Here is a 24,356-nt window from a genome sequence, read left to right on the forward strand (position 1 = left end):
CGCCAGACGGCCTCACTCATGCGCAGCTATTTGGGACCCATCATCTTCGCCAGTGCCTCAGGCCGGGGCGCGCCTTGTTGCTGCTGAAGGTGTCCGGCCTCGTCCTTGTAGAAGATCGACGGTGTGGCGGACAGGCCCATGTCTTCCATCAGTTTCATGTTGGCGTCGAGTTTGGCCTGGATCTCTTTGGGAATGTTCTGCATGGCCTTGAGCGTGCTGGCTTTGCCCGCCTGTTCGTGGTTCTGCAAGGCCACTTCCGGGTTCGCGTTGGCCAGCAGGCTCGCGGCTTTGGCGGCGCTGTCTTCGCGAATCACGCCGACCATGATGTGGCGCAATTGCACCTTGCCGGACTTCACCCAGGGCCGCGCCTGCTCCCAGAACAGGTTGCAATACGGGCAGTTGGCGTCGCTGAACAGGTAGATGACTTTCGGCGCAGTCTTGGCGCCGTCGGCGATCCAGGTGCTGTTTTCCATGCGGCCCCACATCGCCTCGGCCATCGGCCCATAGACCAGCTTCTGCAGGGGCGCGGTGCTCAGGTCCTCGCCCTTTTCATCGAACAGATTGCCGGCCAGCACGTGCGTGCCGTCAGGGGTCAGGTACAGCGCCATGCCTTGATTCTGATACTCGGCGGCATAACCCTTCAGCCCGCCCGGTGCGTCGAAGCTGCCTTTGATGGTTGCGCCCTTGGCTTCGAGCGCCTTGATCGGGGCGGGGAGATCTTCGGCGTGAACCAGCGCGCCTGGCAGGCTGAGCGAAACGGCGATGGCGATAAGCGCAGGGCGCATGAAGTTCATGGGGTGGTCCTTGCAGAGAGGAGGCAGACATGCGCTGATGCTGCGGGATGAGTGTGTGCAGCGCGTGCTCGGTTGCCCGATGCTGAGCAGTGGCGATTAACAGTCGATTAACTCTACGGGGCGCGTCGTGTCTGCGGCGGCTGGTGCATAATCCGCCGTTAATCCCTCTGCGCTTCAATCGCCTTTTTTTCGGGGCCGACCATGCACGTACTGCTTTGTGAAGACGACGACCTGATTGCCAGCGGCATCGTCGCGGGCCTCGACGCCCAGGGCCTGACGGTGGATCGCGTGGCCACGGCCTCGTCCGCGCGGGCGATGCTGTCGGCCGCACATTTCGACGTGATGATTCTCGACCTCGGCCTGCCCGATGAAGATGGCCTGAAGCTGTTGCGGCAGTTGCGCCAGCAGGGGGTCGAAATCCCGGTGCTGATTCTCACCGCTCGCGACACCGTGACCGACCGCGTCGACGGCTTGCAGGCCGGGGCGGACGATTACCTGCTCAAGCCCTTCGACCTGCGTGAACTCAGCGCGCGCCTGCACACCCTGGTGCGCCGCATGGCCGGGCGCAGCGTCAACGTGATCGAACACGGCGTGCTCAGCTACAACCCGAGCAGCCGCGAAACCCGCCTTGCCGGTCAGCCGGTTGATCTCTCCCGTCGTGAACAGGCCTTGCTGCAAGCGTTACTCAACAACAGTGGCCGCGTGCTTTCTGGCGAACAGTTAAAGGACTGCGTGTACGGCTTCGGCGACGAAGTCGAGAGCAACGCCCTTAACGTTCACATTCACCACCTGCGGCGCAAACTGGGCGGCCGGATCATCGAAACCGTCCGCGGTCTGGGCTATCGCCTCGGCCCGGCCGGCCTTGATTCGGAGTCAGCGCCATGATGAGCCTGCGCACGCGGCTGAGTCTGATCCTGGGCTCGGCGTTCATTCTGATCTGGGTGCTGGCCGCAGCGTGGATGCTGAGGGACTTGCGCACGCAGATGATGCAATCCCTCGATCAACGCCTTGAGGCCTCGGCGCGCATGGTGGCCGGGCTGCTCGAACAGATGCAGATGCCCACCGGCAGTGAAACCCGCTCGCTGCGGGCCGACGACCCGGCGCTGCCCAGTGGCATGGCGTGTCAGCTGAGTTCCCTGCGCGGGCAGGTCCTGGCGCGCACCGACAGCTCGCCGAGTGAACCGCTGAAGGCCGACGCCAGCGGCTTCCATGACCAGATGATCAACGGCGACCACTGGCGCGTGTACACGATGATGCATGACAACGTGCGGGTGACCACCGCCGACCGGCAGATCGAGCGCGACGTGCTGGGGCATTCGGTGCTCCTGGCGGCGTCGGTGCCGGTGCTGGTCGCGCTGTTCGGCAGTCTGGCGCTGGTCTGGTTCGGCATCGGCCGGGGGCTGGCGCCGCTCAACCGCATGCGCGACGCCTTGAATCGCCATAGCGCCGACTCGGTCGAACCGCTGGACGTGCCGAACCTGCCCAGTGAGTTGCAGCCACTGCTGGTCAGCCAGAATCAGCTGTTTCAGCGCATCGCCCAGACCTTGGAGCGCGAGCGGCGGCTGACCGGGGACGCTGCCCATGAACTGCGCAGCCCGCTCACGGCCATCAAGACCCATCTGCAGGTGGCACGCATGACCGACGGCCAGAAGCGCGACACGGCGCTGGCTCATGCGGAGGAGGGCGCCGACCGGATGCACCACACCCTCGAACAGCTGCTGCTGTTGGCGCGGGTCGAGGGCAGCCTGTCGTTTGACGACGGCGTGCAGTGCGATGCCGAGCAGGTCGCGCGTTTGGCCATTCACGATGCCAGTCACGGCGACGAACAGCGCATCGAACTGATCCTGCCCTCGCAGTTGTCCCGCGCCGCCGTGCAGATGCCGGCGGCACTGGCGGTGGCCGCGTTGCGCAATCTGCTGGACAACGCCCTGCGCCACAGCCAGGCCGCTGCGAAGGTGGAACTGAGTGTCGAAACCTTCGACGGGCAGGCCCATTTCCGCGTTCGCGATCACGGCCCCGGCATTCCCGAGCCGGACCTGGACAAGCTCACCCAGCGCTTCTGGCGCAACGGCAAGAGCCCCGGCGCCGGCCTGGGATTGGCGATTGTTCAGGCCATTGTTCAGCGTTGCGCGTGCTCGCTGCGCTTTGACAGCCGTCATGACGGTTTGCGGGTGGAGCTGAGCATGCCGTTGCGGCGGGATGTCGCAGGCGAGTGACGTGTGGGAAGGGTCTGAAAGTGGAGTCGGCCGACGTTGGACGTCAGGCCGAGGGTTTGCTGAATGTTCGCTACTCCGGCATGGCCGAAGAGTGGTGGGAGGTAATCAGCCATTGGTTATTCACAAGTGCGTAAGTAAAGGTGTAACGCGCCTGGACTTCTGAATCGTCGCTGAAACGAAACGTGTAAAGGCCGGTATCGATTGCACTGTTGCAACTTGTAATAACAGTGCTGCTGTCGAGGGCGCCGACCGGTTTGTTTTTAAGGAAGTGATTGAAGTAATCGACTTTGCCGGCAAGATCTGTTCTGGGCTGGTTGGAGAGGGTCGGCAACAGCACGGCGTCTGGCGTGTAGTTCGCGGCGACCTTTCCGGAATCGCCAGTCTGCAGTGCGTTGTTCCAGCGGTCGAACAGGATTTTCGCTTGTTGCTGATCAAGTGTTGCGCATTGTGCGGGAGCGTTGTTTGCACTCGCGTAAGTGCTTGCAGTGAGAAACGTGATGACGGCAAAAGTCTTGAGCATGCGTTACCTTCCATGGGCGGTTGAATGTGGGTCGAGAGCCTAATGGAGGGTTAACGGAAGTTGTACTCCCATGGATTTACAATACGTTTCGCACACTAATTCGTCCGTTTTCGGTGTGGGAATTGTCTGGTTTGTTAAGTAAGAAGCGTTGCTGATTTGTGCAGGAAGTTAAGCCGGTTTGTAACTTCCATCATCCGGCCCCGCAGGCTTTTGGTCCGACAAGCCTTTGATTCTGCTCTCTAATCCCGGACAATCGCGCCCCTTTCCCTGTAGAGAACCGGTCAGGGGCGCCGACTGCCACGTTTTTCGACGCGCTTTTGACCATGTAGCTATCACCGGCAACGGAGAATCGACCGGATGAATGATCAGGCCAACAGCGTCGAACACACCGTCGACGCCGCACCCGCGAGCGTGACTACCTGGAACCGCAACGACACCACCTGGATGCTCGGACTGTTCGGCACCGCCATCGGCGCGGGCACGTTGTTTCTGCCGATCAACGCGGGTATCGGCGGGTTCTGGCCGCTGGTGATTCTGGCCCTGCTGGCCTTCCCGATGACCTTCTATGCGCACCGCGGGCTGACCCGGTTCGTGCTCTCGGGCCGCGATGGCGCGGACATCACCGAGGTGGTCGAGCAGCATTTCGGCAAGAAAGCCGGTGCCCTGATCACGCTGCTGTATTTCTTCGCCGTGTTTCCGATCCTGCTGATCTACAGCGTGGCGCTGACCAACACGGTTGGCAGTTTCATGGAGCACCAACTGCACGTGCAGCCGCCGCCGCGAGCGCTGCTGGCGTTCGTGCTGATCCTTGGCCTGCTGGCGGTAGTACGTTGCGGTGAGCAGATCATCGTCAAGGCCATGAGCCTGATGGTGTACCCGTTTATCGTGGCGTTGCTGTTCCTCGCGGTGTTCCTGATTCCCCACTGGAACGGCGGCATTCTCACCACGGCAAGCAGCCTTCCGGCACCTTCGGCGCTGCTGCACACGCTATGGCTGGCGATTCCGGTGATGGTGTTCTCGTTCAACCACTCACCCATCATTTCGGCCTTTGCCGTCGACCAGAAGCGCCAGTACGGCGAGCAGGCCGAACCCCGTAGCGCGCAGATCCTGGCCCGTGCCCATCTGCTGATGGTGGTCATGGTGCTGTTCTTTGTCTTCAGCTGCGTGCTGACCCTGGCGCCGGAGCAACTGGCGGAAGCCAAGGCGCAGAACCTGTCGATCCTGTCCTATCTGGCCAATCATTTCAGCAACCCGACCATCGCGTTCGCGGCGCCGCTGATTGCATTCGTCGCGATCACCAAGTCGTTCCTGGGCCACTACATCGGCGCCAGCGAAGGCCTCAAAGGTCTGGTGATAAAGACCGGCCGCCGTCCTTCGCCACGTACGCTCGATCGGCTGACCGCAGGCTTCATGCTGGTGGTCTGCTGGCTGGTGGCAACCCTCAACCCAAGCATTCTCGGGATGATCGAAACCCTCGGCGGCCCGGTGATTGCGGCGCTGCTGTTCCTCATGCCGATGTACGCCGTGCGCAAAGTGCCCGCCATGCGTCGCTATGCGGGAAAACTGTCGAATGTGTTTGTGGTGGTGATAGGGTTGATCTCGATCTCGGCGCTGGTTTATTCGTTGATGCAGTGATCAACAATCGCAGTCAGGGAAGCGGCGAACATGGCCAATAGCGACACACTCGATTTTACCCTGCGCCCTGCCACGCAATCGGATGTGCTCACGATTGCGGTGTTGGGTATGCAGGTGTTCATGGATACCTATGCGACCGAGGGCGTGCGTGACGCCATCGCTCGGGAAGCGCTAGAGTCGTTCGCGCCCGAAACCATTTCTTCGATTATCGAGCGGCCTGACTCCATATTCCTGCTCGCGGAAGTCGATGAGCATCTGGTCGGCTTTACGCAGATCTGTCTGCAAACGGGTCACCCTCTGGTTAGCGACCAGCATGCGGCCGAGCTCAAGCGCCTTTATGTGCAGGAGCGATTTGCCGGGCATGGGATAGGGTGGCAGTTGCTCCGCAGCGCGGAACGTGAAGCAGCGGCCAGGGGCGCTTCAAAGATATGGGTGACGGTTTGGGCGAGGAACACCCGTGCCTTGCAGTTTTACCCTCGACAGGGCTACGAAGAAACCGGCATGGCGGTACATCGCCTGCAGGCTGAATCCCACCCAAACGTGTTTTTCTGCAAGTCGCTTAGCGTGTCAGGACATGTCCAGCCTGTGGTTTGACAGGGCGCCAGAGTGCGCCCCATGATCCTGCTCGTTTCTGATCGATTCAGCTCTTTATCGAGGCCTTATGTCTGCCAACCCCGAAGCATTCCCCGGCGAGCGTCAGCGGTTGATCTCCGAGCGTCTGGCCGTGCACGGTCGGGTGATAGCGGCGGAGCTGGCGGCCGAGTTCAATGTGTCCGAGCATTCCATTCGCCGCGATCTCGGCGCGTTGGCGTCCGCCGGCCTGTGCAAACGCGTGTACGGCGGGGCGATTTCTCTGGCGTCGGACGGGCCGATCGCTGCGCGTGTCGAGCATGAGCCCGGGCGCAAGCGTCAGTTGGGTATCGCGGCGGCGGGATTGATCAGCGCCGGGCAGCACGTGTTTATCGACGGCGGCTCGACCAATCTGGCGATCGCCAAAGCCCTTGATCCGCACATGCCGTTGACCGTCACCACCAACGCGCCGCTGATCGCCGTCGAGCTGATGAAGCTGCCGTCGGTGGAAGTGATTCTGCTCGGCGGACGCCTGAGTCCCGTTGCGGGCAGCACCTACGGCTTCACCACGATTCAGCAACTCGCCCACTTCAACTTCGATCTGTGCTTTCTCGGCGCCTGTGCGCTGGATGCGCTGAAGGGCGTAACCGCGTTCGACATGGACGTCGCCGAGTTCAAGCGCGCCGTGGTGGCGCGCAGCGGTCAGGTGGCGGTGGCGGTGATCAACGAGAAGCTCTCCAGCATCGCGCACTATCAGGTCGCGCAGTGCGAGGAAGTCGGCGCGCTGGTGGTCGAACACGACGCGCCCGCTGACCGGCTTGAGCTGTTTCGTGGCCAGGTGGCGCAGATCATTACGGCGCGGGCAGCGCACTGAGCACCGTCGATTCCTGCCAGGCCACGGTACGATTGCGGCCCTGGTGCTTGGCGGCATACAGCGCGGCATCCGCGCGTTTGACGAAGTCTTCCATGGTCTGGCATTCCTGCGCTTTACAGCCATAAACCCCCAGGCTGATGCTGACGATGCCGATCGGATTGCCCTGATGTTCGAGGGCTCGGGTGAGCACGGCCAACCGGATCTTTTCCGCCAGGCTCACCGCGCCGTGCACGTCGCTGTAGGGCAGGAACACGGCCATCTCTTCCCCGCCATAGCGCACCGCGAGGTCGCCGGTACGGTTGAGGTTGCTGCGAATGCACTCGGCCACGGCGACGATGCATTTGTCGCCGGCGACGTGGCCGTAGTTGTCGTTGTAGCTCTTGAAAAAATCGATGTCGATCATGATCAGGCTCAGCGGATGCAGGTTGGGCTCACCGTTGCGAAATTCCAGGCTGAGGATCTCCTGAAAATGCCGACGATTGGCCAGGCCGGTGAGGCTGTCCTGCAGCGCGAGTTTTTCCAGCGAGTGGCTGGCGATGCGCAGCTGTGATTCGGCGTTGAGGCCGAAACGGATCTGCTGGAACAGCAAGACGCCAAACAGCAGGTTGGCGACCACTACGCAGATGATGATCGCCAGCGAGCGCCATGCGTATTGCCGCCACTCGTCGAGCACTTCGCGCTGGGACAGGCCGGCGAGCACCACCATCGGGTAGCGGTCCAGTTTCTTGTAGCCATACAAGCGCTGTTCGTGGTCAAGCATCGACACGACGTTCGCCGTGCCTTCGTAGTGTTCCCTGACGTGAAGACGGAACAATTCGCCGTCGGCGATGGACGTACCGCGTACGTTTTCGAGAAGCGGGCGTCGCGCCAACAAGGTCCCGTCGGCCATTGCCAGGGTGATGACACCATGCTTGCCGATGTCGAAGCGCTCGAAGAACCGTTCGAAGTAGTTCAGCTCGACGGTGGCCAGCACCACACCGGCGAAGTTGCCCATCTCATCGTTCACCCGTCGCGACACCGGGATGATCCAGTCGCCGGTGGAACGGCTCTGGATGGCCGCCCCGATGTGGGGGAGGGTGCTGTCGATGGATTGGTGAAAGCGGAAATATTCTCGGTCCGCGTTGTTGGCGTTGGCCGGCATGTGGTTGAGAGAGGTGGCCGCCCAGTTGCCGTCCTTGTCGTAGATGAACAGGCCCTGGATCTGCTCGACGCTGGCGGCGGTGGCGCGCAGATAGTCGTGCATGCGCGAACCACTGGCGGCGCCGAAGCCATCGAAGGAAAGCCGTTCGACCACCGACGACACGGCGATGTGGGCCTGGTCGAAGGCGTCATCGGCGTGCTGCGCCATTGAGCGCGAAAGGTTGGCGACGTTGGTATTGGCGATTTCCAGCTCGTGCATGCGCGTCTGGCGTAACTGCCAGACGGTGATGCTGGTGATGGAGATGCACACCAACAAGGTAAACAGCCCCGCCAGCCACAACACCGGCATGCGTTTGAGTCGTCGGTTTCTGACGCCGAACTCCGATCCTTCTACCTGTCTCAAACCCCACCCTCGCTGACTGCCACGATTTCAGACCCGCCACTGTGACGAACAATCCTCTCGTTCGGACACGCAGCATCGCAACAGCGACCCGTCTGACTCACAGCGTAGGACAAGTGCGGGATTTTGAAGGGAAATTTATGGCGTATAAATCATCTGCGGGAGATGTGCTGCGGTGTGGGCGTGACGTGGTTATAGGGCCGTGTGCGAGTTTGGCTGAGGTTGGCATGTGGGAGCGAGCTTGCTCGCGAAGGGGCCAGTACATCCGCTAAATGTTCAGCGGGTGGAATGCCGTCTTCGCGAGCAAGCTCACTCCTACAGGGATCGCGTTCACCGGGCTATAACTGCGTTCTTGGGGCCGCGTGCGTTCCCAGCAATACGTTGCAGGTTATCAATCAAACCCGACGCCCTTGCACCTCATCCAGATTCGCCTGCCAGTCCTTCTGCGCCGTGGTGGTGTGTTCGGGGATCGGTGCCTTGAGCAGCACGAAGTAGGCGACCGCTGAGAGCAACGCGACGATGGCGCTGACCGCGAAGGCGGTGGCGAAGGTGCCGGAATATTGCACGCTGAACCCGGTGACGATCGGCGCGATGGAGCCGGCGATGTAGCCGCCGAAATTCTGGATCGACCCCAGGGACGCCACGCGTTTGGTGTCGACCACGGTATTGACCACCATCCACGCCGTGGCGCTGGACAGGTTGATGCCGAACAGCGCCAGGCAGAGCAGGGCGACGCAACCGCTCAGGCCGGTGACGAACGTCAGCGGCAGGGTGAACACGGCGGCAAACACCAGCCCGCCAATGACCGTGTATTTGCGGCTGTTGAGCACGCCGACGCCGCGCTTGACCAGCCGATCGCAGATGCGTCCGGCGGCGATGGTGCCGATCGCGCCGAACACGTAGGCGAACGACACCACCCAGGCGGTTTGATAGGGGTCGAGGCCGTGTTCGCGCTGGAAGTAGCCGGGCAACCAGGTCAGGTGCAGCCAGAGCATGTAGATCACGCCCATGAAACCGAGGAACGTGCCCCAGGTGCTGCGGTGCTTGAACAGGTCGAGCCAGCCGGCGAAGAACGAAGCCTTCGGCCCGGCGTCGGCCTGAACCACCTGAACGGTCGGTTCGCGTCCCTCGGCTGCCAGCTCCTTCAGGTACTGCGCACGGCTTTTGTAGAACATCAGCCAGCACAGCGACAGCACGATGCCGAGCACGCCGGTGATGATGAACATCCCGCGCCAGCTGAAGTTGACCATGAACAGCGTCAGCAGCGGCGGCGCCAGGCACGGGCCGATGCAGGTGGCCGACCAGACGATGCCCGTCGGCGTGCCGCGCTCGTGCTCTTCGAACCACTCGTTGAGGGTTTTGGCGGCTGACGGAAACATCGGTGCTTCGCCAATCCCCAGCAAAACGCGCAGGGCGAAGAAGCCGCTGAAGCTGTTGACGAAGCCCGACGCCGTCTGCGCGATGGACCACACCATCAGCGCGCCACCCAATGCGATCTTGCTGCCGAGCTTGTCGATGATCATGCCCATCGGCAACTGCGCGAAGGCATAGGCCAGCGAAAACGCCGACAACAGAATGCCCATCTCTGACGGGCTGATGAGCATGTCTTTCTGAATCGTCGTGTTGGCGATGGACAGTGCGCTGCGGTCCAGATAATTGACCACGCCGAACAGCATCAGAAAGACGATGGTGATCGTCTGGTAGGTCTTGAGGGATTTCATTGCGCACCTTTTTTATTGTTGTAAGGCTTGAAAGCTTCCCGGCTAAAGCCGGTCCTACCAGGCGAACGCAGTCCAGCAGGCGAACGCATTTCCCTGTGGGACCGGCTTCAGCCGGGAAGCGGCCGGTGTGGGCACCATCCATATTGCGGTGTGACGTTTGAAAAGCTTCCCGGCTAAAACCGGTCCCACGAAGAGCGTCGATTGCTCGACAGACCTCAGGTCACCGCACCGATGTGCCACGGAACAAACTCGTTTTGCCCATAACCGTGCTGCTCGCTTTTGCTGCGGGCGCCGGAGGCGATGTCCAGCATCATCTGGAACACATACGCGCCGCGTTCTTCAATCGTCGTGGTGCCGTCGGCGATGCCGCCACAATTGACGTCCATGTCCTCCTGCTGAAATTCGAACACGCGGTTATTAGTCGCCAGCTTGATCGACGGCGTCGGCGCGCAACCGTACGCCGAACCGCGACCGGTGGTGAACGCGATCAGATTAGCGCCGCCGGCCACTTGCCCCGTGGCAGAGACCGGGTCGTAGCCGGGGGTGTCCATGAACACCAAGCCTTGGGCGCGAACGGCTTCGGCGTATTCATACACGCCCATCAGGTTGGTCGAGCCGGCCTTGGCCACGGCGCCCAAGGATTTTTCCAGAATGGTCGTCAGCCCGCCCGCCTTGTTGCCGGCGGAGGGGTTGTTGTTCAGCTCGGCGTTCATGCGCTGGCAGTAATCCTCCCACCAGTGAATCCGCTGGACGAGCTTCTCGCCGATGGCCTGACTGGCCGCCCGCCGCGTCAGCAAGTGCTCGGCGCCATAGATTTCCGGGGTCTCCGACAGAATCGCCGTACCGCCCGCCGCCACCAGCCGGTCCACCGCATTGCCCAGCGCCGGGTTGGCGGTGATGCCGGAATAGCCGTCGGAGCCGCCACATTGCAGACCGACGATCAAGTGCCGAGCGCTGACGGTTTCCCGGGTGATCCGGTTGGCCTGGGGCAGCAGCGATTGCACCTGGGCGATGCCGCTGGCGATGGTCTTCGACGTGCCGCCGGTACCCTGAATGGTGAATGCGCGCAGTTGGTCACTGGCTTTCAGGCCCTGGCTGTCGAGCATGTCCTGAATCTGATTGGTCTCGCAGCCCAGGCCCACCACCAGCACCGCCGCAAAGTTCGGGTGCACGGCGTAGCCCGCGAGGGTGCGACGCAGCAGGTCGATGGCCTCGCCTTTGGAATCGATGGCGCAACCGGAGCCGTGGGTCAGCGCGACCACGCCGTCTATGTTGGGGTAGTCCGCGAGGGCTTCCGGGAAAATGTCGCGACGGAAACGGTCGGCGATGGCACGGGCCACGGTGGCCGAGCAGTTCACCGAGGTGAGAATGCCGATGTAGTTACGCGTCGCCACGCGTCCGTCGGCGCGCACGATGCCTTGAAAGAACGCCTCGGTTTTCGGCGTCTCGTGGGCGTCGGCGCCAAAGGCGTAGTCACGGGAGAAGTCACCCATCTCGACGTTGTGCACATGCACGTGCTGCCCGGCGTCGATGGGCTGTGAAGCGAAGCCGATGATCTGGCCGTAACGCCGCAGCGGCTGACCCTGCTCGAGCCGGACCGCCGCGACCTTGTGCCCGGAAGGAATCGGCTGCGAGACCGTGACGTTTTCTTCGTCCAGGTGCGTGCCTTCGTTCAGCGCTTGGCGAGCGATCAGCACGTTATCGAGGGGGTTCAGGCGGATGAACAGCGCGCTGCTGTCGAACGCGGCGGTTTTGGCAATGAGTTCCATGCGGCCTCTCATGACGGTGGCGGCCTGCGTCAGCAGTGCGAGGCGACGGCTCCCCCTGGGAAGCGCACCGTGGCTGGCCGGTTATTGTTATCACGACGTGCACGACGCCGCTTCATAAGCGCGGACGTTGTTGGCCGATTTTCAGCCACTCTATGAAGCCAGCGGGTAATTTCCCAATGAAAGGTTTCGATTACGCGATAACGCAGGGTTATCGATTCATGCCGCTATCGGAGACTTTAGAAATGTCAGCAGTGCCTTCACCGCTGCCGACGTCGGTCGGGCTTTCGACGTCATCAGCCCAAGATTGACCATGCTCAGCGGCAGCTCGACCGGCAGGATGGCGATCATGCCGTAACGTGCGTAATGCTCGGCGACGTCATTGGGCACCACGGCGATCATGTCCGAGGATTCGAGCATCGAGGTGGTGGCCAGAATCGAACGGGTTTCGATGATGTCCAGCGGCTCAATCAATTGCGCCGCCTGCAACGCATTTTCAACCTGGCGCCGCATGGGGCTGCCGATGGGGTGGAGGATCCAGGTCAGTGGCGCCAGCTCCGTCAGGGTCATGCCGCTGTGGTCGACCAGCGGGTGCCCCGGCCGGGCGATGATGCGCATGCGTTCGCCCTGTTCGAACAGCTGAATGTCGAGGCTCTGGCCGTCGAGCTGATCGGGCAGCCGACCCAGCACCACATCGAAATCGCCACGAATCAGTGCGGGCAGCAGCTCATCGCTGGTGCCGACTTCCAGGGCGATGCGCACTTTCGGGTGCGCGGTCTTGAACGCCAGCACGCCGCGGGTCAGCAGCGTCGGGACCGGGCCCATGACCGTGCCGATGCGCACCATCCCCGTCGCCCCTCGTGCCAGCTCGGCCAGCTGCGCTTCGGCGTATTCGAATTCATGCAGCGCGCCCTGGGCGTAGCGAATCATCACCTCGCCGAACAGCGTCGGCTGCATGCCGCGCGGCAAGCGCTCGAACAGCTGCACGCCGAGGCGTTCTTCCAGCTGTTGCAACAACAGGCTGGCGGCGGGCTGGGTGGTGTGAATGGCAGCGGCGGCCTTGCGCAGATTGCCCAGTTCGCCCAACGCGTTGAGCAATGCGATCTGCCGGCTGGAGATTTTCAGCATCGGGAAGGTGCCAGGCAGACCGGCGGAGGGTGACGTGTCTGACATATCGGATTTGATATCGGTGATTAGGATTTGGCGATTATGCCTGTATCGCGCACTGGCCTACAGTTGGCTATGACTGTAGGAGTGAGCTTGCTCGCGATGGCGATTGATCAGGTACTGAAGCGTTGACTGGCACGCTGCAATCGCGAGCAGGTGGAACGCCACCCCGGTCACTCCTACAGGTATGCGTTGCCACAAACAATAAGAGCCCACTATGCAGATCACCTCCATTTCCGTCCGCGACATCCGCTTCCCCACCTCCCTGTCCCTCGACGGCTCCGACGCGATGAACAGCGCGCCGGACTATTCCGCCGCCTATGTCGTGCTGCACACCGATTCGTCCGACGGGCTGGAGGGCCATGGCCTGACGTTCACCATCGGCCGTGGCAACGAAATCTGCGCGGCAGCGATTCACTCCCTGGCGCCCTGCGTGGTGGGGCTGAGCCTGGAATCGATCACTGCGGACATGGGCGCCTTCTGGCACAGCATCACCGCAGGCGACAGCCAGTTGCGCTGGCTGGGGCCGGAAAAAGGCGTGATCCATCTGGCCACCGCCGCGCTGGTCAATGCGGTGTGGGACCTGTGGGCCAAGGCCGAGGGCAAGCCGGTCTGGAAGCTGCTGGCCGACATGACCCCCGAGCAGCTGGTTAAGTGCCTGGACTTCAGCTACGTCACCGACGCCATCACCCCGGAAGAAGCCATCGCCTTGCTCCGTCGGCAAGTGCCGGGCAAAGCGAAGCGCGAGGCGCAGATGCGGGAGGAGGGCTATCCCGGCTACACCACCGCGCCGGGCTGGCTGGGTTATTCGGAAGAGAAGATGCGCCGTCTCGCCCGCGAAGCCGTGGCCGAGGGCTGGACCCACATCAAGCAGAAGATCGGCTCGGACATCGAAGAAGACATGCGCCGCGCCGCGATCCTGCGGGACGAACTGGGCTGGGAGCGCACGCTGATGATGGACGCCAATCAGGTCTGGAGCGTCGAGCAATCGATCAGCAACATGCGCCGGCTGGCGGCGTTCGAGCCTTGGTGGATCGAAGAGCCGACCCACCCCGATGACATCCTCGGCCACGCGACGATCCGTCAGCGCATCGCGCCGATTGGCGTGGCGACCGGCGAGCATTGCCACAACCGGGTGATGTTCAAACAGATGTTCCAGGCCGGCGCTCTGGATTTCTGCCAGCTCGACGCGGCCCGGCTGGGCGGGCTGAACGAAGTGCTGATCGTGCTGCTGATGGCGGCCAAATTCGACATCCCGGTATGCCCCCACGGCGGCGGCGTCGGGTTGTGCGAATACGTGCAGAACATCTCGCTGTTCGATTACATCGCCGTATCGGGCTCCCTGGACAAACGCGTGCTGGAGTACGTCGATCACCTGCACGAGCATTTCCTTGATCCGGTGGTCATCCGCCGCGGCCGCTACATGCCGCCGCAGCGGCCGGGGTACAGCATCGAAATGCACGCCGAAACGCTGGAGCGGTATCAGTATCCCGATGGCGCAGTGTGGATGGAGCTGGCTGCCAACAGATGATTTAAATGTTGGTCACTCCGTCTCACGGATGCTGCACGGTGGCGCAGCAAACATAGACCCTGTGGGAGTGAGCTTGCTCATGAAGACTGACTTTCAGCCATCAGAGAAAGTGGCTGAATGTCCCGGCCCCTTCGCGAGCAAGGTGGAGCGCCACCCCGGTCACTCCCACAGGTCCTCCGAACTGGCCGAAATATCGAGGCAGCCCACTATCCCGTGGGAGTCGAGCTTGCTCGCGAAGACTGCGTTTCAACCGCTGAAAATTTAGCGGATGTACTGGCCCCTTCGTGAGCAAGCTCACTCCCACAAGTCCTCCGAACTGGCCTAAATATTGAGTCAGCCCACCATCCTGTGGGAGTGAGCTTGCTCACGAAAGCGGCGTTCCAGTCACAGAAGATGCAACGGCTGTACCGGCCTCTTCGTGAGCAAGCTCACTCCCACACGCTCGTCATCGCCACGAATATCGGTGACATGGCCCTATTTGAGAAACCCCGCGCTGCGCCAACAGACACCCCCATGTCGCTGTGGACACGGGCCTTTCCCGGGCATGACCGGTATGATCCGTCGCATCTACCCGACCACGGTGCGACATGAATTCCTCCGAGCCCGGCAACGTCATCCCTCCCGCCCATGCCCCTGTCACGCCGCCGGAGCGTGATCGGCTCTCGGCTTCGCTGCTCGGTGGCGGCTGCGAGCCTGACCCGCGCTTCACCCTCGCCAACGAACGCACCTTTCTCGCCTGGATCCGCACGGCATTGGCGTTTCTCGCCGGTGGCATCGCGGTCGAAGCCTTCACCAGCGACGTGTTCAGCCCCGGTCTGCGTCGGGCCGTGGCCCTGTCGTTGCTGGTGCTGGCCTTGTTGGTGAGCGCCAGTGCCTGCGTGCGCTGGCTGAAAGTCGAGCGGGCGATGCGTCAACGCAAGCCGCTGCCGTTGCCAGTGCTGGTGCCGATTCTGTCGTTGGGCGGCGCACTGGTGGCGGCGGGGCTGATCGTCTTTCTGATTTACGGCGCGGCGTGAACCGGCGCGGACATGCCGTATCGTCGACGCCCGTGCGCCACGACGATCCCGGCCTGCAACCCGAACGCACACTGCTGGCCTGGCGCCGCACGCTGCTGACGTTGATCGGCGTGTGCCTGTTGTTCCTGCGCTGGATTCCGCCGTTTGGGTGGGTGGCCCTGCTGCCCGTCATCCTTTCGCTGATGGCGGGCATCCTGATCCAGATCGGCCTCAACGCCCGCTACCGCAAAAGCGCCCGAGGGATGACCCAAGAGCGCATCCCACCACCGTTGCGTGAGGTGGCGGTGCTGGGTTGTACGGTGATGGTGTTGAGTCTGGTGGGGATTGTTGCGGTGGTGTCTGGCTGAAGAAGGGCATGGGTCTAATGAAATCCCTGTAGGAGCGATCGGAGTGGCGCCCTACCTTGCCCGCAAAATCAGGTCTGTCAGTGACCTGTCAGTTGTCTGACACGCCGCAATCTCTCAGCTGACTCGATCCCTGTGGGAGTGAGCTTGCTCACGAAGACGGCATTTCAGCCGCTGAAGATCTTGCGGACGTTCCTGCCCCTTCGCGAGCAAGCTCGCTCCCACAGGTTTTGCGTCAGCCGTAGGATCGAGTGGGACCGGCTTCAGCCGGGAAGGGGCCTCCACCAAATCCCTGTCAGATCAATAAGCCGCCACCAACCCATCTTTCCTCGGATCGGTCCCGCCCACATACCCATGGGCCGTGCGCTGGATGATCTGCGCGCCGCCAAACGCAAACACGCCGCTCGGGTCTTCAACCTCCACGTCATGACCCTTGGCGCGCAGCGCTTCAATCACCTTCGGATCAAACGAGCGCTCAACCGCGACCTTGAGGCCGGATTCGATGCGCCAGCGCGGCGCATCAGCAGCGGCCTGCGGGTTCTGCTTGTAGCGAAGAATCCGCAGCATCATCTGCAAATGCCCCTGGGCTTGCATCGGCCCGCCCATCAGGCCGAAGGACATCAACGGCGTGCCGTCGGCGTTCATCACGAAGCCCGGAATGATGGTGTGAAACGGCCGCTTGCTCGGTGCCACGGTGTTGACGTGATTAGGGTCCAGGGTAAAACCCGCACCGCGATTCTGCAGGCTGATGCCCGTGCCCGGCACCACCACACCGGAACCGAAACCCATGTAGTTCGACTGGATGAACGAGACCATCATGCCGCTCTCGTCCGCCGCCGACAGGTACACCGTGCCGCCGGCCTTGGGCGCGCCATGCAGCGGGTCTTGCGCCTGTTCGCCGACCAATGCCGCGCGGTCGCGAAGGTAGGCTGGGTCGAGCATGTGTTCAGCGGCGACGCGCATGTGATCGTTGTCGGTGACGTGCTGGTTGAGGTCGGCCAGCGCCAGTTTCATCGCTTCCAGCACAGGGTGCACGGTCTCGACGCTGTCCACCGGCTGCTCACCCACGCCCAGCGCTTCCATTATTCCAAGGCCCGCCAGCGTGGCGATGCCCTGGCCGTTCGGCGGCAGTTCGTGAACCACGGCGCCGGCGTACGGCACCGACAAGGTGTCGATCCAGTCCACCCGGTGGTTCGCCAGATCCTCAAGGCTCATGACGCTGCCATTGGCGTTAGCGTGAGTGATCATCGCCTGAGCCAGTTCGCCGCGATAGAACGCTTCGCCCTTGGTCTGAGCAATTAGCTCCAGGGTTTTCGCGTGATCCTTCAGCGTGACTTTCTCGCCGGCCTTTGGCGCTTTGCCGCCTTGCAGGAAGCACTCGGCAAAGCCCGGTTGATCCTTCAGCAGCCCGGCGCCGCGCCGCCACAGTTCGGCAATGATCGGTGTGACCTGATAACCGTCCCGCGCATAGCCGATGGCGGCTGCGGCAAGGGTGGCGAAGGGCAGCTTGCCGTAGCGCTCGGACAATGCGACCCAGGCCGACACTGCTCCCGGCACCGTCACCGAGGCCCAGCCGCGCTGGGGCATTTCCTGCTGACCGGCAAAATGCTCCGGCGTCCAGGCGTTCGGCGAGCGGCCCGAGGCGTTCAGGCCCTGCAGCGTCTTGCCGTCCCAGACGATGGCAAAGGCGTCGCTGCCGATGCCGCACCCGGTGGGTTCGACCACGGTCAGCACCATGGCGGCGGCGATGGCGGCATCAACGGCGTTGCCGCCCTGACGCAGCATGTCCAGTCCGGCCTGTGCGGCCAGGGGTTGGGAGCAGGCGACCATGTTGTTGCCCATCACCGGCGAGCGGGCGGACGCGTAAGGTTGGCTGTAATCCAGATCATCGAACATGCAGTCGTTCTCTTCTTGGCAGTTGATCGGTTATAGAGGCGCAGCTTTCGAGCCTACGGGCATCAAAGCCGTCAGCTTTTCGGGTCGAGGGCATCACGCAGCCCGTCGCCCAGCAGGTTGAAGCACAGCACGGTGATGTAGATCGCCACGCCCGGCGCGATGGACATCCACGGCGCCTGTTCCATGAAGTTCTTCGCGGTGTTGAGCATCGAGCCCCAGGACGGCGAGGGCGGTTGCTGGCCCAGGCCGAGGAACGACAGGCTCGCCTCCGCCAGGATCGCCGAAGCGATGGTCAGCGTCGCTTGCACCACCAGCGGCGAGAGCACGTTCGGCAGCACGTAGCGCAAGATGATCCAGCGGTCCGGCAGGCCGATGGCGCGGGCGCCCTCAAGGTAATCTTCGTGACGGATTGCCAGCACCTGACCGCGGGTCAGGCGCGAAAAGATCGGCATCGCCGACAGCCCGATGGCGATCATCGCGTTGCTCAGGCTCGGGCCGAGAAACGCGCCCAGGGCAATCGCCAGCACCAGAAACGGACATGACAACAGCGCTTCCATGATGCGCGAAATCACCGCGTCGAGTTTGCCGCCGAAGTAACCGGCCAACAGGCCCAGCGGCACGCCGATGACCATGGCAATCGCTACCGAAACCCCGCCGGCCAGCAGCGAACTGCGCGCACCCCAGAGCAGGCGGGAAAACAGGTCACGGCCCAGCTCGTCGGTGCCCAGCCAGTAGATCAGCGAAGGCGCCTTGCGCACGGCGAGGAAGTTGGCCTTTAGCGGATCATGGGGCGCAATCCACGGCGCCAGCAGCGCGGCAAGAATGAAGATGATCAGCACCACCGCGCCGACCACCGCGCCCTTGTTGGCGAGGAATTTCTTCACAAACGGCGAACGCGTGCGCGGCCGCAATGGTTCTTTCAACGGTGCCTGGGACGGCGCATTCAGCGGCGCTGAAGGATGGGTCGCAATCGAAGTCATCAGGCAGTCCTCAGACGCGGATTGATCAGGCGATAGAGCACGTCGGCCAGCAGATTCAGCAGCAGGAAGCCGATCGCGACGCACAGCACCACGCCTTGCACCACGGCGTAGTCGCGGTTGAACACAGCATCGACAATCATCTTGCCGAATCCGGGAATGCTGAACACCTGCTCGGTCAGCACCGCGCCGCCGAGCAATTCACCGAACAGCAATGTGGTGAGCGTGACGATCGGCATCAGCGCGTTGCGCAGGGCGTGCTTCAGAATCACCGTGCGCGGGAATAGGCCTTTGGCCCGAGCCGTGCGCACGTAGTCGGCGCGCAGCACTTCGAGCATCGCGCTGCGGGTGTGGCGCATCAGCACGCCCGACAGCCCGGCGCCCAGCACGAAGGCCGGCAGGATCAGGGTTTTCAGGTTCTGCCCGACGTCTTCACCCAGCGGCACGAAACCCGACGCCGGCAGCCATTGCAGCTTCACGGCGAAGATCATGATCAACAGAATCCCCAGCCAGAAGTGCGGAATGGAGATCCCCGACAGGGCGAACACGTTGGCCGCGTAATCCACCGACGTGCCCTTGCGCACCGCTGAAATCACTCCGGTGGGAATGCCGATCACCAACGCGATGATCAACGCCAGCACCGCCAGCTCGATGGTCACAGGCAGCTTCGACGCCAGCAGCACGGTCACCGGTTGTTCGGTGCGCAGTGAAGTGCCGAAGTCGCCCTGCAGGACATTGCCGACCCAGTGCACATATTGCAGCGGCAGCGGGTCGTTGAGCCGGTATTTCTCGCGCAGGTATTCCATCACCGCCGGGTCGCGCTCTTCACCCGCCATGGCCTGGACCGGATCACCGGGCAGCAGCTTTTGCAGGGTGAAGACGAACAGCGAAACCAGGATCAGCGTCGGAATGGCACTGAGCAGGCGTCGCAGGATGAAAGTCAGCATGACGAATCCTCGCGGCCGAAGCGGTAGTCCACGGGCGCCGCTGTCATTTGAAAGCGACGTTGTTCAAGCGAATCAAACCATCGGGATTGGGCACGAAACCGGTGAGGTTGCTGCGCATCGCGATGATTCGTGGATCGAAATACAGGTAGCTGGTCGGCACGTCTTCGGCGAGCAGGCGCAGGGCCTCGAAGTAGATGGCCTGACGCTGGGCCTGATCATTCACGGTGCGCGCCTTGTTCAGCAGCTCGTCGAGTTTCGGGTCACAGAAATGCCCGTCGTTCTGGCCACCCTTGCAGGTCACGAACTGGTGGATATCACCATCCGGATCAGGACGGCCCGACCAGGCGCTCATGCCGATCTGGAAGTTGCCGGTCTGTTGCTCGCTGAGCAGCGTGGCGTATTCGGTGGCGATCAGATTGACCTTGAAGCCGGCCTCTTCGGCCATCGCCTGAATGATCTGGCCGACCTGCTGGGCGATGGGGTTGTTGGCGACTTTCAGCTCGACGCTGAGGGGCGTCTTCACGCCGGCTTCGGCGAGCAGTTTTTTGCTGGCGTCGACGTCGCGGGTCGGGACCGGCAGATCCTTGTCGTAATACGGGCTGTTTTTCGGGAACGGCTGGGCGCTCGGCGCGTACAGGCCTTCGAAGACCACCTGATTGATCGCGTCACGGTCGATGGCCAGCTCGAAGGCCTTGCGCACGCGCTTGTCCTTGCCCAGCGGGTTATTGGCCTTGTCGCCGTTGTTGGTGTTGTACATCAACTGCATGTAGCCCAGGCCCGGCGTGCTGAACACCTGGACGTGGCTGTCCGCCTTGGCGGTCTTCACGTCGGTGGGCGCGACGCGCTCGATGATGTCCAGGTCGCCGGAACGCAGGTTCGCCAGGCGCACCGAGGTGTCTGGAATCGGCAGGAAAATCACTTTGTCGAAGTGGTACGCCTGCTTGTTCCAGTAGTTGTCGAAGCGCTCCAGCACGATGCGGTCCTGCTGCACGCGCTGAACGAATTTGTACGGCCCGGAACACACCGGTTTCGAAGCCACGTCGGTCGCCGAGGCCTTCGGTGCGAGCATCATCCCGGCGCGGTCCGACAGTTGCGAGATCAGCGTCGCGTCGGGCTGCTTGACCTTGATCGCCACGGTTTTCGCGTCGATCACCTCAACGCTGTCCACCGACGCCAGTTCGCTCTTGCGCAGGGAGTCGGGCAGGGTGCGCGCGCGGTCGAGGTTGAACTTCACGGCGGCGGCGTCGAACACCTCGCCGTCGTGGAAGGTCACGCCGTCGCGCAGGGTCATGGTCAGCGTCTTGCCGTCCTCGCTCCAATTCCAGGCGGTGGCCAGTTGTGGCGCGTAGGTCAGGTCCGGGTTGACGTCGACCAGCTTGTCGCACAGCGCGGTGTAGACCAGACGCCCCGAGTAAGTGCGCGAGCGGTGCGGGTCGAGCATGTCAGGGTCGTCCTGAATGCCGATGCGCAGGGTGGTTTCGGCGACAGCCGCATTCGCAGCGAGTAGCAACAACGTGGTTGTCATCAGGTGGGCGAATTTCATGGCTGACTCTCCAGAGAAAGGGCTTGATGGCTTTTAAACAGATTCAGGCGCTGGCTGTAGGCAGCGCTGGGCGTCGGCACGATCAGCGAACCGGCGCCGGCGTTGGCGATTTCGCGCCAGTAATGGCAGGCCACCTGACGCCCCGGCTCGACGGTTTCGAAAAGCGGCTTCACTTCCCGGCACAGCGCTTTCGCGTGGGGGCAACGGGTGTGAAAACGGCAACCGGACGGCGGCTTGCTCGGGCTTGGCATGTCACCGCCGAGCAGCGGGCGCGGGCGACGCAGGTCCGGGTGACTGACCGGCACGGCGGCCATCAGCGCCTGGGTGTAAGGGTGAAACGGCGTTTCGAACAGCGCGTTGACCGGCGCCAGTTCGACGATCTCGCCGAGGTACATCACGGCCACGCGGTCGCTCATGTGGCGGATCACCGCGAGGCCGTGGGCGACGATCAGCAGGGTCAGGCCGAACTGGTGCTTGAGGTCTTCCAGCAGATTGACCACCTGGGCCTGCACCGAGACGTCCAGCGCCGACACCGGTTCGTCGCCGAGGATCAGCCGTGGCTCCGAAGCCAGCGCCCGGGCGATGCCGATGCGCTGACGCTGACCGCCGGAAAATTCGTGGGGGAAGCGGCTGCCGTGCTCCGGCGCCAGACCCACCGTGCGCAGCAGCTCGGCAACCTTGTCCTGACGCGCGCTGCGGCTGTCGTCACGGTGCAGCCAGATCGGCTCGCCGATGATCGATTCGACACTCATGCGCGGGTTCAGCGAGGCGAACGGATCCTGGAAAATGATCTGCAGATCCCGGCGTACTTGACGCAGCTTGTCGGCGGGCAGGTTGCCCAGATTGCGGCCTTCATAAATAACGTCGCCCGCCGTCGGTTTGAGCAGGTTAAGCAGCACCCGGCCGAGGGTCGATTTACCCGAGCCGGATTCACCCACCAGCGCCAGAGTCTCGCCCCGGCGCACGGCCAGGGACACCTCGTTGACCGCCTGAACCGGCGGCTTCTTGCGCTGGAACAAGCCGGCTTCGCTGTGAAAGTGTTTGCTCACCGCGATGCTTTCCAGAATCGGTTTGTCGAGCGCCGTTTCCACGCTCCCGACTTCAACGATCTGTTGTCCTGACAGGCTCATGCGCTGACTCCCAGATGCTGTTCAAGTGGCACGCGGATGCACGCAGCGAAATGCCCGGCGGAGACTTCCAGCAACGGCGGACGGGCTTCCCGGCAGGCGCCGATGACGAACGGGCAACGGCTGGCAAAGCGGCAGCCGCTGGGCATTTCAGCCGGCGTGGGGACGCGGCCGTTGATCGTCGCCAGCCGTCCTTCGCGGGGGCCGGCCGAGGGCATCGAGCCCATCAGGCCGATGGTGTAAGGGTGCTGCGGATCGTCGAACAGGGTTTTGACCGAACCGCTTTCGACGACGCGCCCGGCGTACATCACGATGACCTCGTCGGCCACTTCGGCGACCACGCCGAGGTCGTGGGTGATGAGCATCATCGAGGTGCCGGTTTCGGCCTGGAGGCTGGCGACCAGCGAAAGAATCTGCGCCTGAATGGTCACGTCCAGGGCGGTGGTAGGTTCGTCGGCGATGATCAGCGCAGGGTCATTGGCCAGCGCCATGGCGATCATCGCGCGCTGACGCATGCCGCCGGACAGCTCGTGGGGGTAAGCATCAAGGCGCTGGAGGGCGTCGGGCACGCGGACCTTTTCCAGCATTTCCAGCGCGCGCTGGCGGGCGGCGCTGGCGGACAGGCCCTGGTGGCGAATCACGCTTTCGGCAATCTGATCGCCGATGGTGAACACCGGATTGAGCGAGGTCATCGGCTCCTGAAAGATCATCGCCATGCGATTGCCGCGTATGTCCAGCAGGCGCTCGTCGGACATGCCCAGCAACGGCTCGCCCAGCAGGTTCGAGGCGCTGGCCTGGACCGTCGCGGTGTCGGGCAGCAAGCCCATCAATGCCATGGACGTCACGCTTTTGCCGCAGCCGGATTCGCCGACGATGGCCAGGGTCTTGCCCGGCTGAATGGCGAACGACACGCCGTCGACGACGTTGGCCGGGGCATCCTTGAAGCGCACGGTGAGGTCGCTGACGCTCAGTACCGATGGGGTGTTCGCGGGTGAAGCACTCATACGCTGGCCTCGAGGTCTTGCTGGATGACGTGATCGAGCGCCTGTTGCAGCGCACGCAGATGACCGCGCATGGCGGTGGCGGCCTTGGCCGGGTCGCGACTTTCAATGGCGCCGATGATGTCGTGGTGATCGTGGCTGTAGGTGCTCAGGCGGTCGGTGTTGCGGGCGCGTTGGCGCAGGTCGCGCCATGCCGGGTCAAGCCGGATCGCGTCGAGCATTTCGAAAATATCGAGCATCAGGCGGTTGCCGGCGGCTTCGGCGATGCCGCGATGCAGCGCGCTGTCCCACAGCTCGATGCCTTCGGCGTCGGGTTCGCTGGCGTGTTGCTGATGGGTCGTGCGCTCGGCCAGACGACGCAGGATTGCCATCTGTTCGCCGCTGGCGCGCAGGGCGGCCAGGGAGGCCAGTGCCGGTTCCAGATAGATACGGGCTTCCATCACCTCGCTGAAATTGGTCCGGCTCGACAGCTTGGCAAAGCTCATGGCCGCGCTCGGCGGGGTAGGGCCGACGAACGTGCCCTTGCCCTGCCGCCGCCAGATATGACCCTCGGCTTCCAGCACCGCCAGCGCGCGGCGAATGGCCCGGCGACTGACGCCGAAATCCACCGCCAGGTCGCGCTCGGTCGGCAACGGCCGCTGGGGAAACGCCGCCTGCTGCGCAACCAGCTGGCGCAGCGCGTCGAGGGCCATCTTCGACGAAGTGTCGTGGGTTGCGTCGGTGTCGATGCTGTCCATCTGCGTCTCTCGTCACGGGGTAAACCGGAGGCCTGGCCGCCTTGTGAAGCACGGCTGGGCTATAAGGACGAGTGCAATAGCGATGCCAATGGAAATTGGTTCACTGGCGAGGTCCGATGGCCGGGCGTGCGGACAGGCGTGATCCCGGCGGTTCGGGCCAATCGGCAATGGTTCGGAAGTCTGGTTCGCGGGGAGGGGCGGGATTGGTTCAGGCGGGAAGCGAACCAATTTTAGCAATGGGCCAGGCAGGGCGCCTGTTTATGGTTCGGCTGCGTTATTAAGGGGCGCTGGATTCAGGGCTCAGGGCGGGTGTTGAGGGATTTCCATTTCCTGACACCCCGCTCTGGCCAAGCACACACTGGCCCGTGTGGTAGCGATCTTGCTCGCGAAAAGGCCATTACATCCGCTGCATCTTCATTGGTCGAATTGCCGTC

At 62.9% G+C, this 24,356-nt stretch carries 21 protein-coding genes; 8 read left to right on the forward strand and 13 right to left on the reverse strand.

Going from position 1 to position 24,356, the window contains the following annotated elements; genetic code table 11:
* Nucleotides 1-26: 26 nt before the first annotated feature.
* Entirely contained in the window at nt 27-794 is a 768-nt protein-coding gene (gene dsbG / locus AC07RO_RS03670; protein WP_495085287.1) for a thiol:disulfide interchange protein DsbG, read from the reverse strand.
* A gap of 201 nt (nt 795-995) precedes the next feature.
* On the opposite strand from dsbG, the gene AC07RO_RS03675 reads away from it, so the two are divergent.
* Both AC07RO_RS03675 and AC07RO_RS03680 read left to right on the forward strand, forming a co-directional pair.
* A complete protein-coding gene (locus tag AC07RO_RS03675) occupies nt 996-1,679 on the forward strand; it encodes a response regulator (RefSeq protein WP_495085288.1) in 684 nt (227 codons plus the stop codon).
* A complete protein-coding gene (locus AC07RO_RS03680) occupies nt 1,676-3,010 on the forward strand; it encodes an ATP-binding protein (RefSeq protein ID WP_423572817.1) in 1,335 nt (444 codons plus the stop codon). Before AC07RO_RS03675 ends, AC07RO_RS03680 begins: the two co-directional genes overlap by 4 nt.
* A 70-nt stretch (nt 3,011-3,080) precedes the next feature.
* On the opposite strand, the gene AC07RO_RS03685 is transcribed toward AC07RO_RS03680, so the two are convergent.
* Nucleotides 3,081-3,530, reverse strand: a complete 450-nt coding sequence (locus tag AC07RO_RS03685) for an SgcJ/EcaC family oxidoreductase (RefSeq protein ID WP_495085289.1) — start codon at nt 3,528-3,530, stop codon at nt 3,081-3,083.
* 357 nt (nt 3,531-3,887) lie between these two features.
* On the opposite strand from AC07RO_RS03685, the gene AC07RO_RS03690 reads away from it, so the two are divergent.
* The 3 genes from AC07RO_RS03690 (at nt 3,888) to AC07RO_RS03700 (ending at nt 6,609) form a co-directional block, all read left to right on the forward strand.
* On the forward strand, nt 3,888-5,165 hold the full coding sequence (locus AC07RO_RS03690; RefSeq protein ID WP_282367477.1) for a serine/threonine transporter: 1,278 nt from the start codon (nt 3,888-3,890) through the stop codon (nt 5,163-5,165).
* A gap of 30 nt (nt 5,166-5,195) precedes the next feature.
* Nucleotides 5,196-5,759 carry a GNAT family N-acetyltransferase gene (locus AC07RO_RS03695; protein WP_192172802.1) on the forward strand — a complete coding sequence of 188 codons (564 nt, stop codon included), beginning with the start codon at nt 5,196-5,198 and terminating at the stop codon, nt 5,757-5,759.
* A gap of 67 nt (nt 5,760-5,826) precedes the next feature.
* Nucleotides 5,827-6,609 (forward strand): DeoR/GlpR family DNA-binding transcription regulator, encoded by a 783-nt coding sequence (locus AC07RO_RS03700; RefSeq protein ID WP_495085290.1) that lies wholly within the window; start codon nt 5,827-5,829, stop codon nt 6,607-6,609.
* Here the strand turns inward: AC07RO_RS03700 and AC07RO_RS03705 are convergent.
* The 4 genes from AC07RO_RS03705 to AC07RO_RS03720 all read right to left on the reverse strand — a co-directional run bounded on the left by AC07RO_RS03705 (nt 6,587) and on the right by AC07RO_RS03720 (nt 12,809).
* Nucleotides 6,587-8,152: a sensor domain-containing diguanylate cyclase gene (locus tag AC07RO_RS03705; RefSeq protein WP_192172800.1), complete on the reverse strand. Its 1,566-nt coding sequence runs from the start codon at nt 8,150-8,152 to the stop codon at nt 6,587-6,589. The two genes, AC07RO_RS03700 and AC07RO_RS03705, sit on opposite strands and share 23 nt — an antisense overlap.
* A gap of 392 nt (nt 8,153-8,544) precedes the next feature.
* Entirely contained in the window at nt 8,545-9,870 is a 1,326-nt protein-coding gene (locus AC07RO_RS03710; RefSeq protein WP_495085291.1) for an MFS transporter, read from the reverse strand.
* A 215-nt stretch (nt 9,871-10,085) separates the two neighbouring features.
* Nucleotides 10,086-11,639 (reverse strand): UxaA family hydrolase, encoded by a 1,554-nt coding sequence (locus AC07RO_RS03715; RefSeq protein WP_495085292.1) that lies wholly within the window; start codon nt 11,637-11,639, stop codon nt 10,086-10,088.
* Between the two features lie 216 nt (nt 11,640-11,855).
* Nucleotides 11,856-12,809, reverse strand: coding sequence for a LysR family transcriptional regulator (locus tag AC07RO_RS03720; RefSeq protein WP_495085293.1), 954 nt, complete (start codon nt 12,807-12,809; stop codon nt 11,856-11,858).
* A gap of 211 nt (nt 12,810-13,020) precedes the next feature.
* Between AC07RO_RS03720 and AC07RO_RS03725 the strand changes: the two genes are divergently transcribed.
* From AC07RO_RS03725 to AC07RO_RS03735, 3 genes are all read left to right on the forward strand, one after another.
* A complete protein-coding gene (locus AC07RO_RS03725) occupies nt 13,021-14,334 on the forward strand; it encodes an L-fuconate dehydratase (RefSeq protein WP_495085294.1) in 1,314 nt (437 codons plus the stop codon).
* A gap of 587 nt (nt 14,335-14,921) precedes the next feature.
* A complete protein-coding gene (locus AC07RO_RS03730; protein ID WP_495085295.1) occupies nt 14,922-15,350 on the forward strand; it encodes a YidH family protein in 429 nt (142 codons plus the stop codon).
* Entirely contained in the window at nt 15,347-15,697 is a 351-nt protein-coding gene (locus AC07RO_RS03735; RefSeq protein ID WP_495008876.1) for a DUF202 domain-containing protein, read from the forward strand. Before AC07RO_RS03730 ends, AC07RO_RS03735 begins: the two co-directional genes overlap by 4 nt.
* A gap of 297 nt (nt 15,698-15,994) precedes the next feature.
* Here the strand turns inward: AC07RO_RS03735 and AC07RO_RS03740 are convergent, their stop codons facing one another.
* The 7 genes from AC07RO_RS03740 to AC07RO_RS03770 all read right to left on the reverse strand — a co-directional run bounded on the left by AC07RO_RS03740 (nt 15,995) and on the right by AC07RO_RS03770 (nt 23,922).
* On the reverse strand, nt 15,995-17,590 hold the full coding sequence (locus AC07RO_RS03740; protein ID WP_495085296.1) for a gamma-glutamyltransferase family protein: 1,596 nt from the start codon (nt 17,588-17,590) through the stop codon (nt 15,995-15,997).
* Nucleotides 17,591-17,661: 71 nt separating this feature from the next.
* Nucleotides 17,662-18,570, reverse strand: a complete 909-nt coding sequence (locus AC07RO_RS03745; protein ID WP_244655934.1) for an ABC transporter permease — start codon at nt 18,568-18,570, stop codon at nt 17,662-17,664.
* Entirely contained in the window at nt 18,570-19,514 is a 945-nt protein-coding gene (locus tag AC07RO_RS03750) for an ABC transporter permease (protein ID WP_037011865.1), read from the reverse strand. Before AC07RO_RS03750 ends, AC07RO_RS03745 begins: the two co-directional genes overlap by 1 nt.
* Nucleotides 19,515-19,557: 43 nt before the next feature.
* Entirely contained in the window at nt 19,558-21,057 is a 1,500-nt protein-coding gene (locus AC07RO_RS03755) for an ABC transporter substrate-binding protein (protein WP_346626546.1), read from the reverse strand.
* Entirely contained in the window at nt 21,054-22,187 is a 1,134-nt protein-coding gene (locus AC07RO_RS03760) for an ABC transporter ATP-binding protein (protein ID WP_495008879.1), read from the reverse strand. The genes AC07RO_RS03755 and AC07RO_RS03760 overlap by 4 nt, the downstream gene beginning before the upstream one ends.
* The gene (locus AC07RO_RS03765) at nt 22,184-23,188 is read right to left on the reverse strand and encodes an ABC transporter ATP-binding protein (protein WP_495085297.1); all 1,005 of its coding nucleotides are present in this window, start codon (nt 23,186-23,188) and stop codon (nt 22,184-22,186) included. The genes AC07RO_RS03760 and AC07RO_RS03765 overlap by 4 nt, the downstream gene beginning before the upstream one ends.
* Nucleotides 23,185-23,922 (reverse strand): FadR/GntR family transcriptional regulator, encoded by a 738-nt coding sequence (locus AC07RO_RS03770; RefSeq protein ID WP_065993032.1) that lies wholly within the window; start codon nt 23,920-23,922, stop codon nt 23,185-23,187. Before AC07RO_RS03770 ends, AC07RO_RS03765 begins: the two co-directional genes overlap by 4 nt.
* Between the last annotated feature and the right edge of the window lie 434 nt (nt 23,923-24,356).

Source organism: Pseudomonas sp. GW821-FHT07F05 (assembly GCF_059418765.1).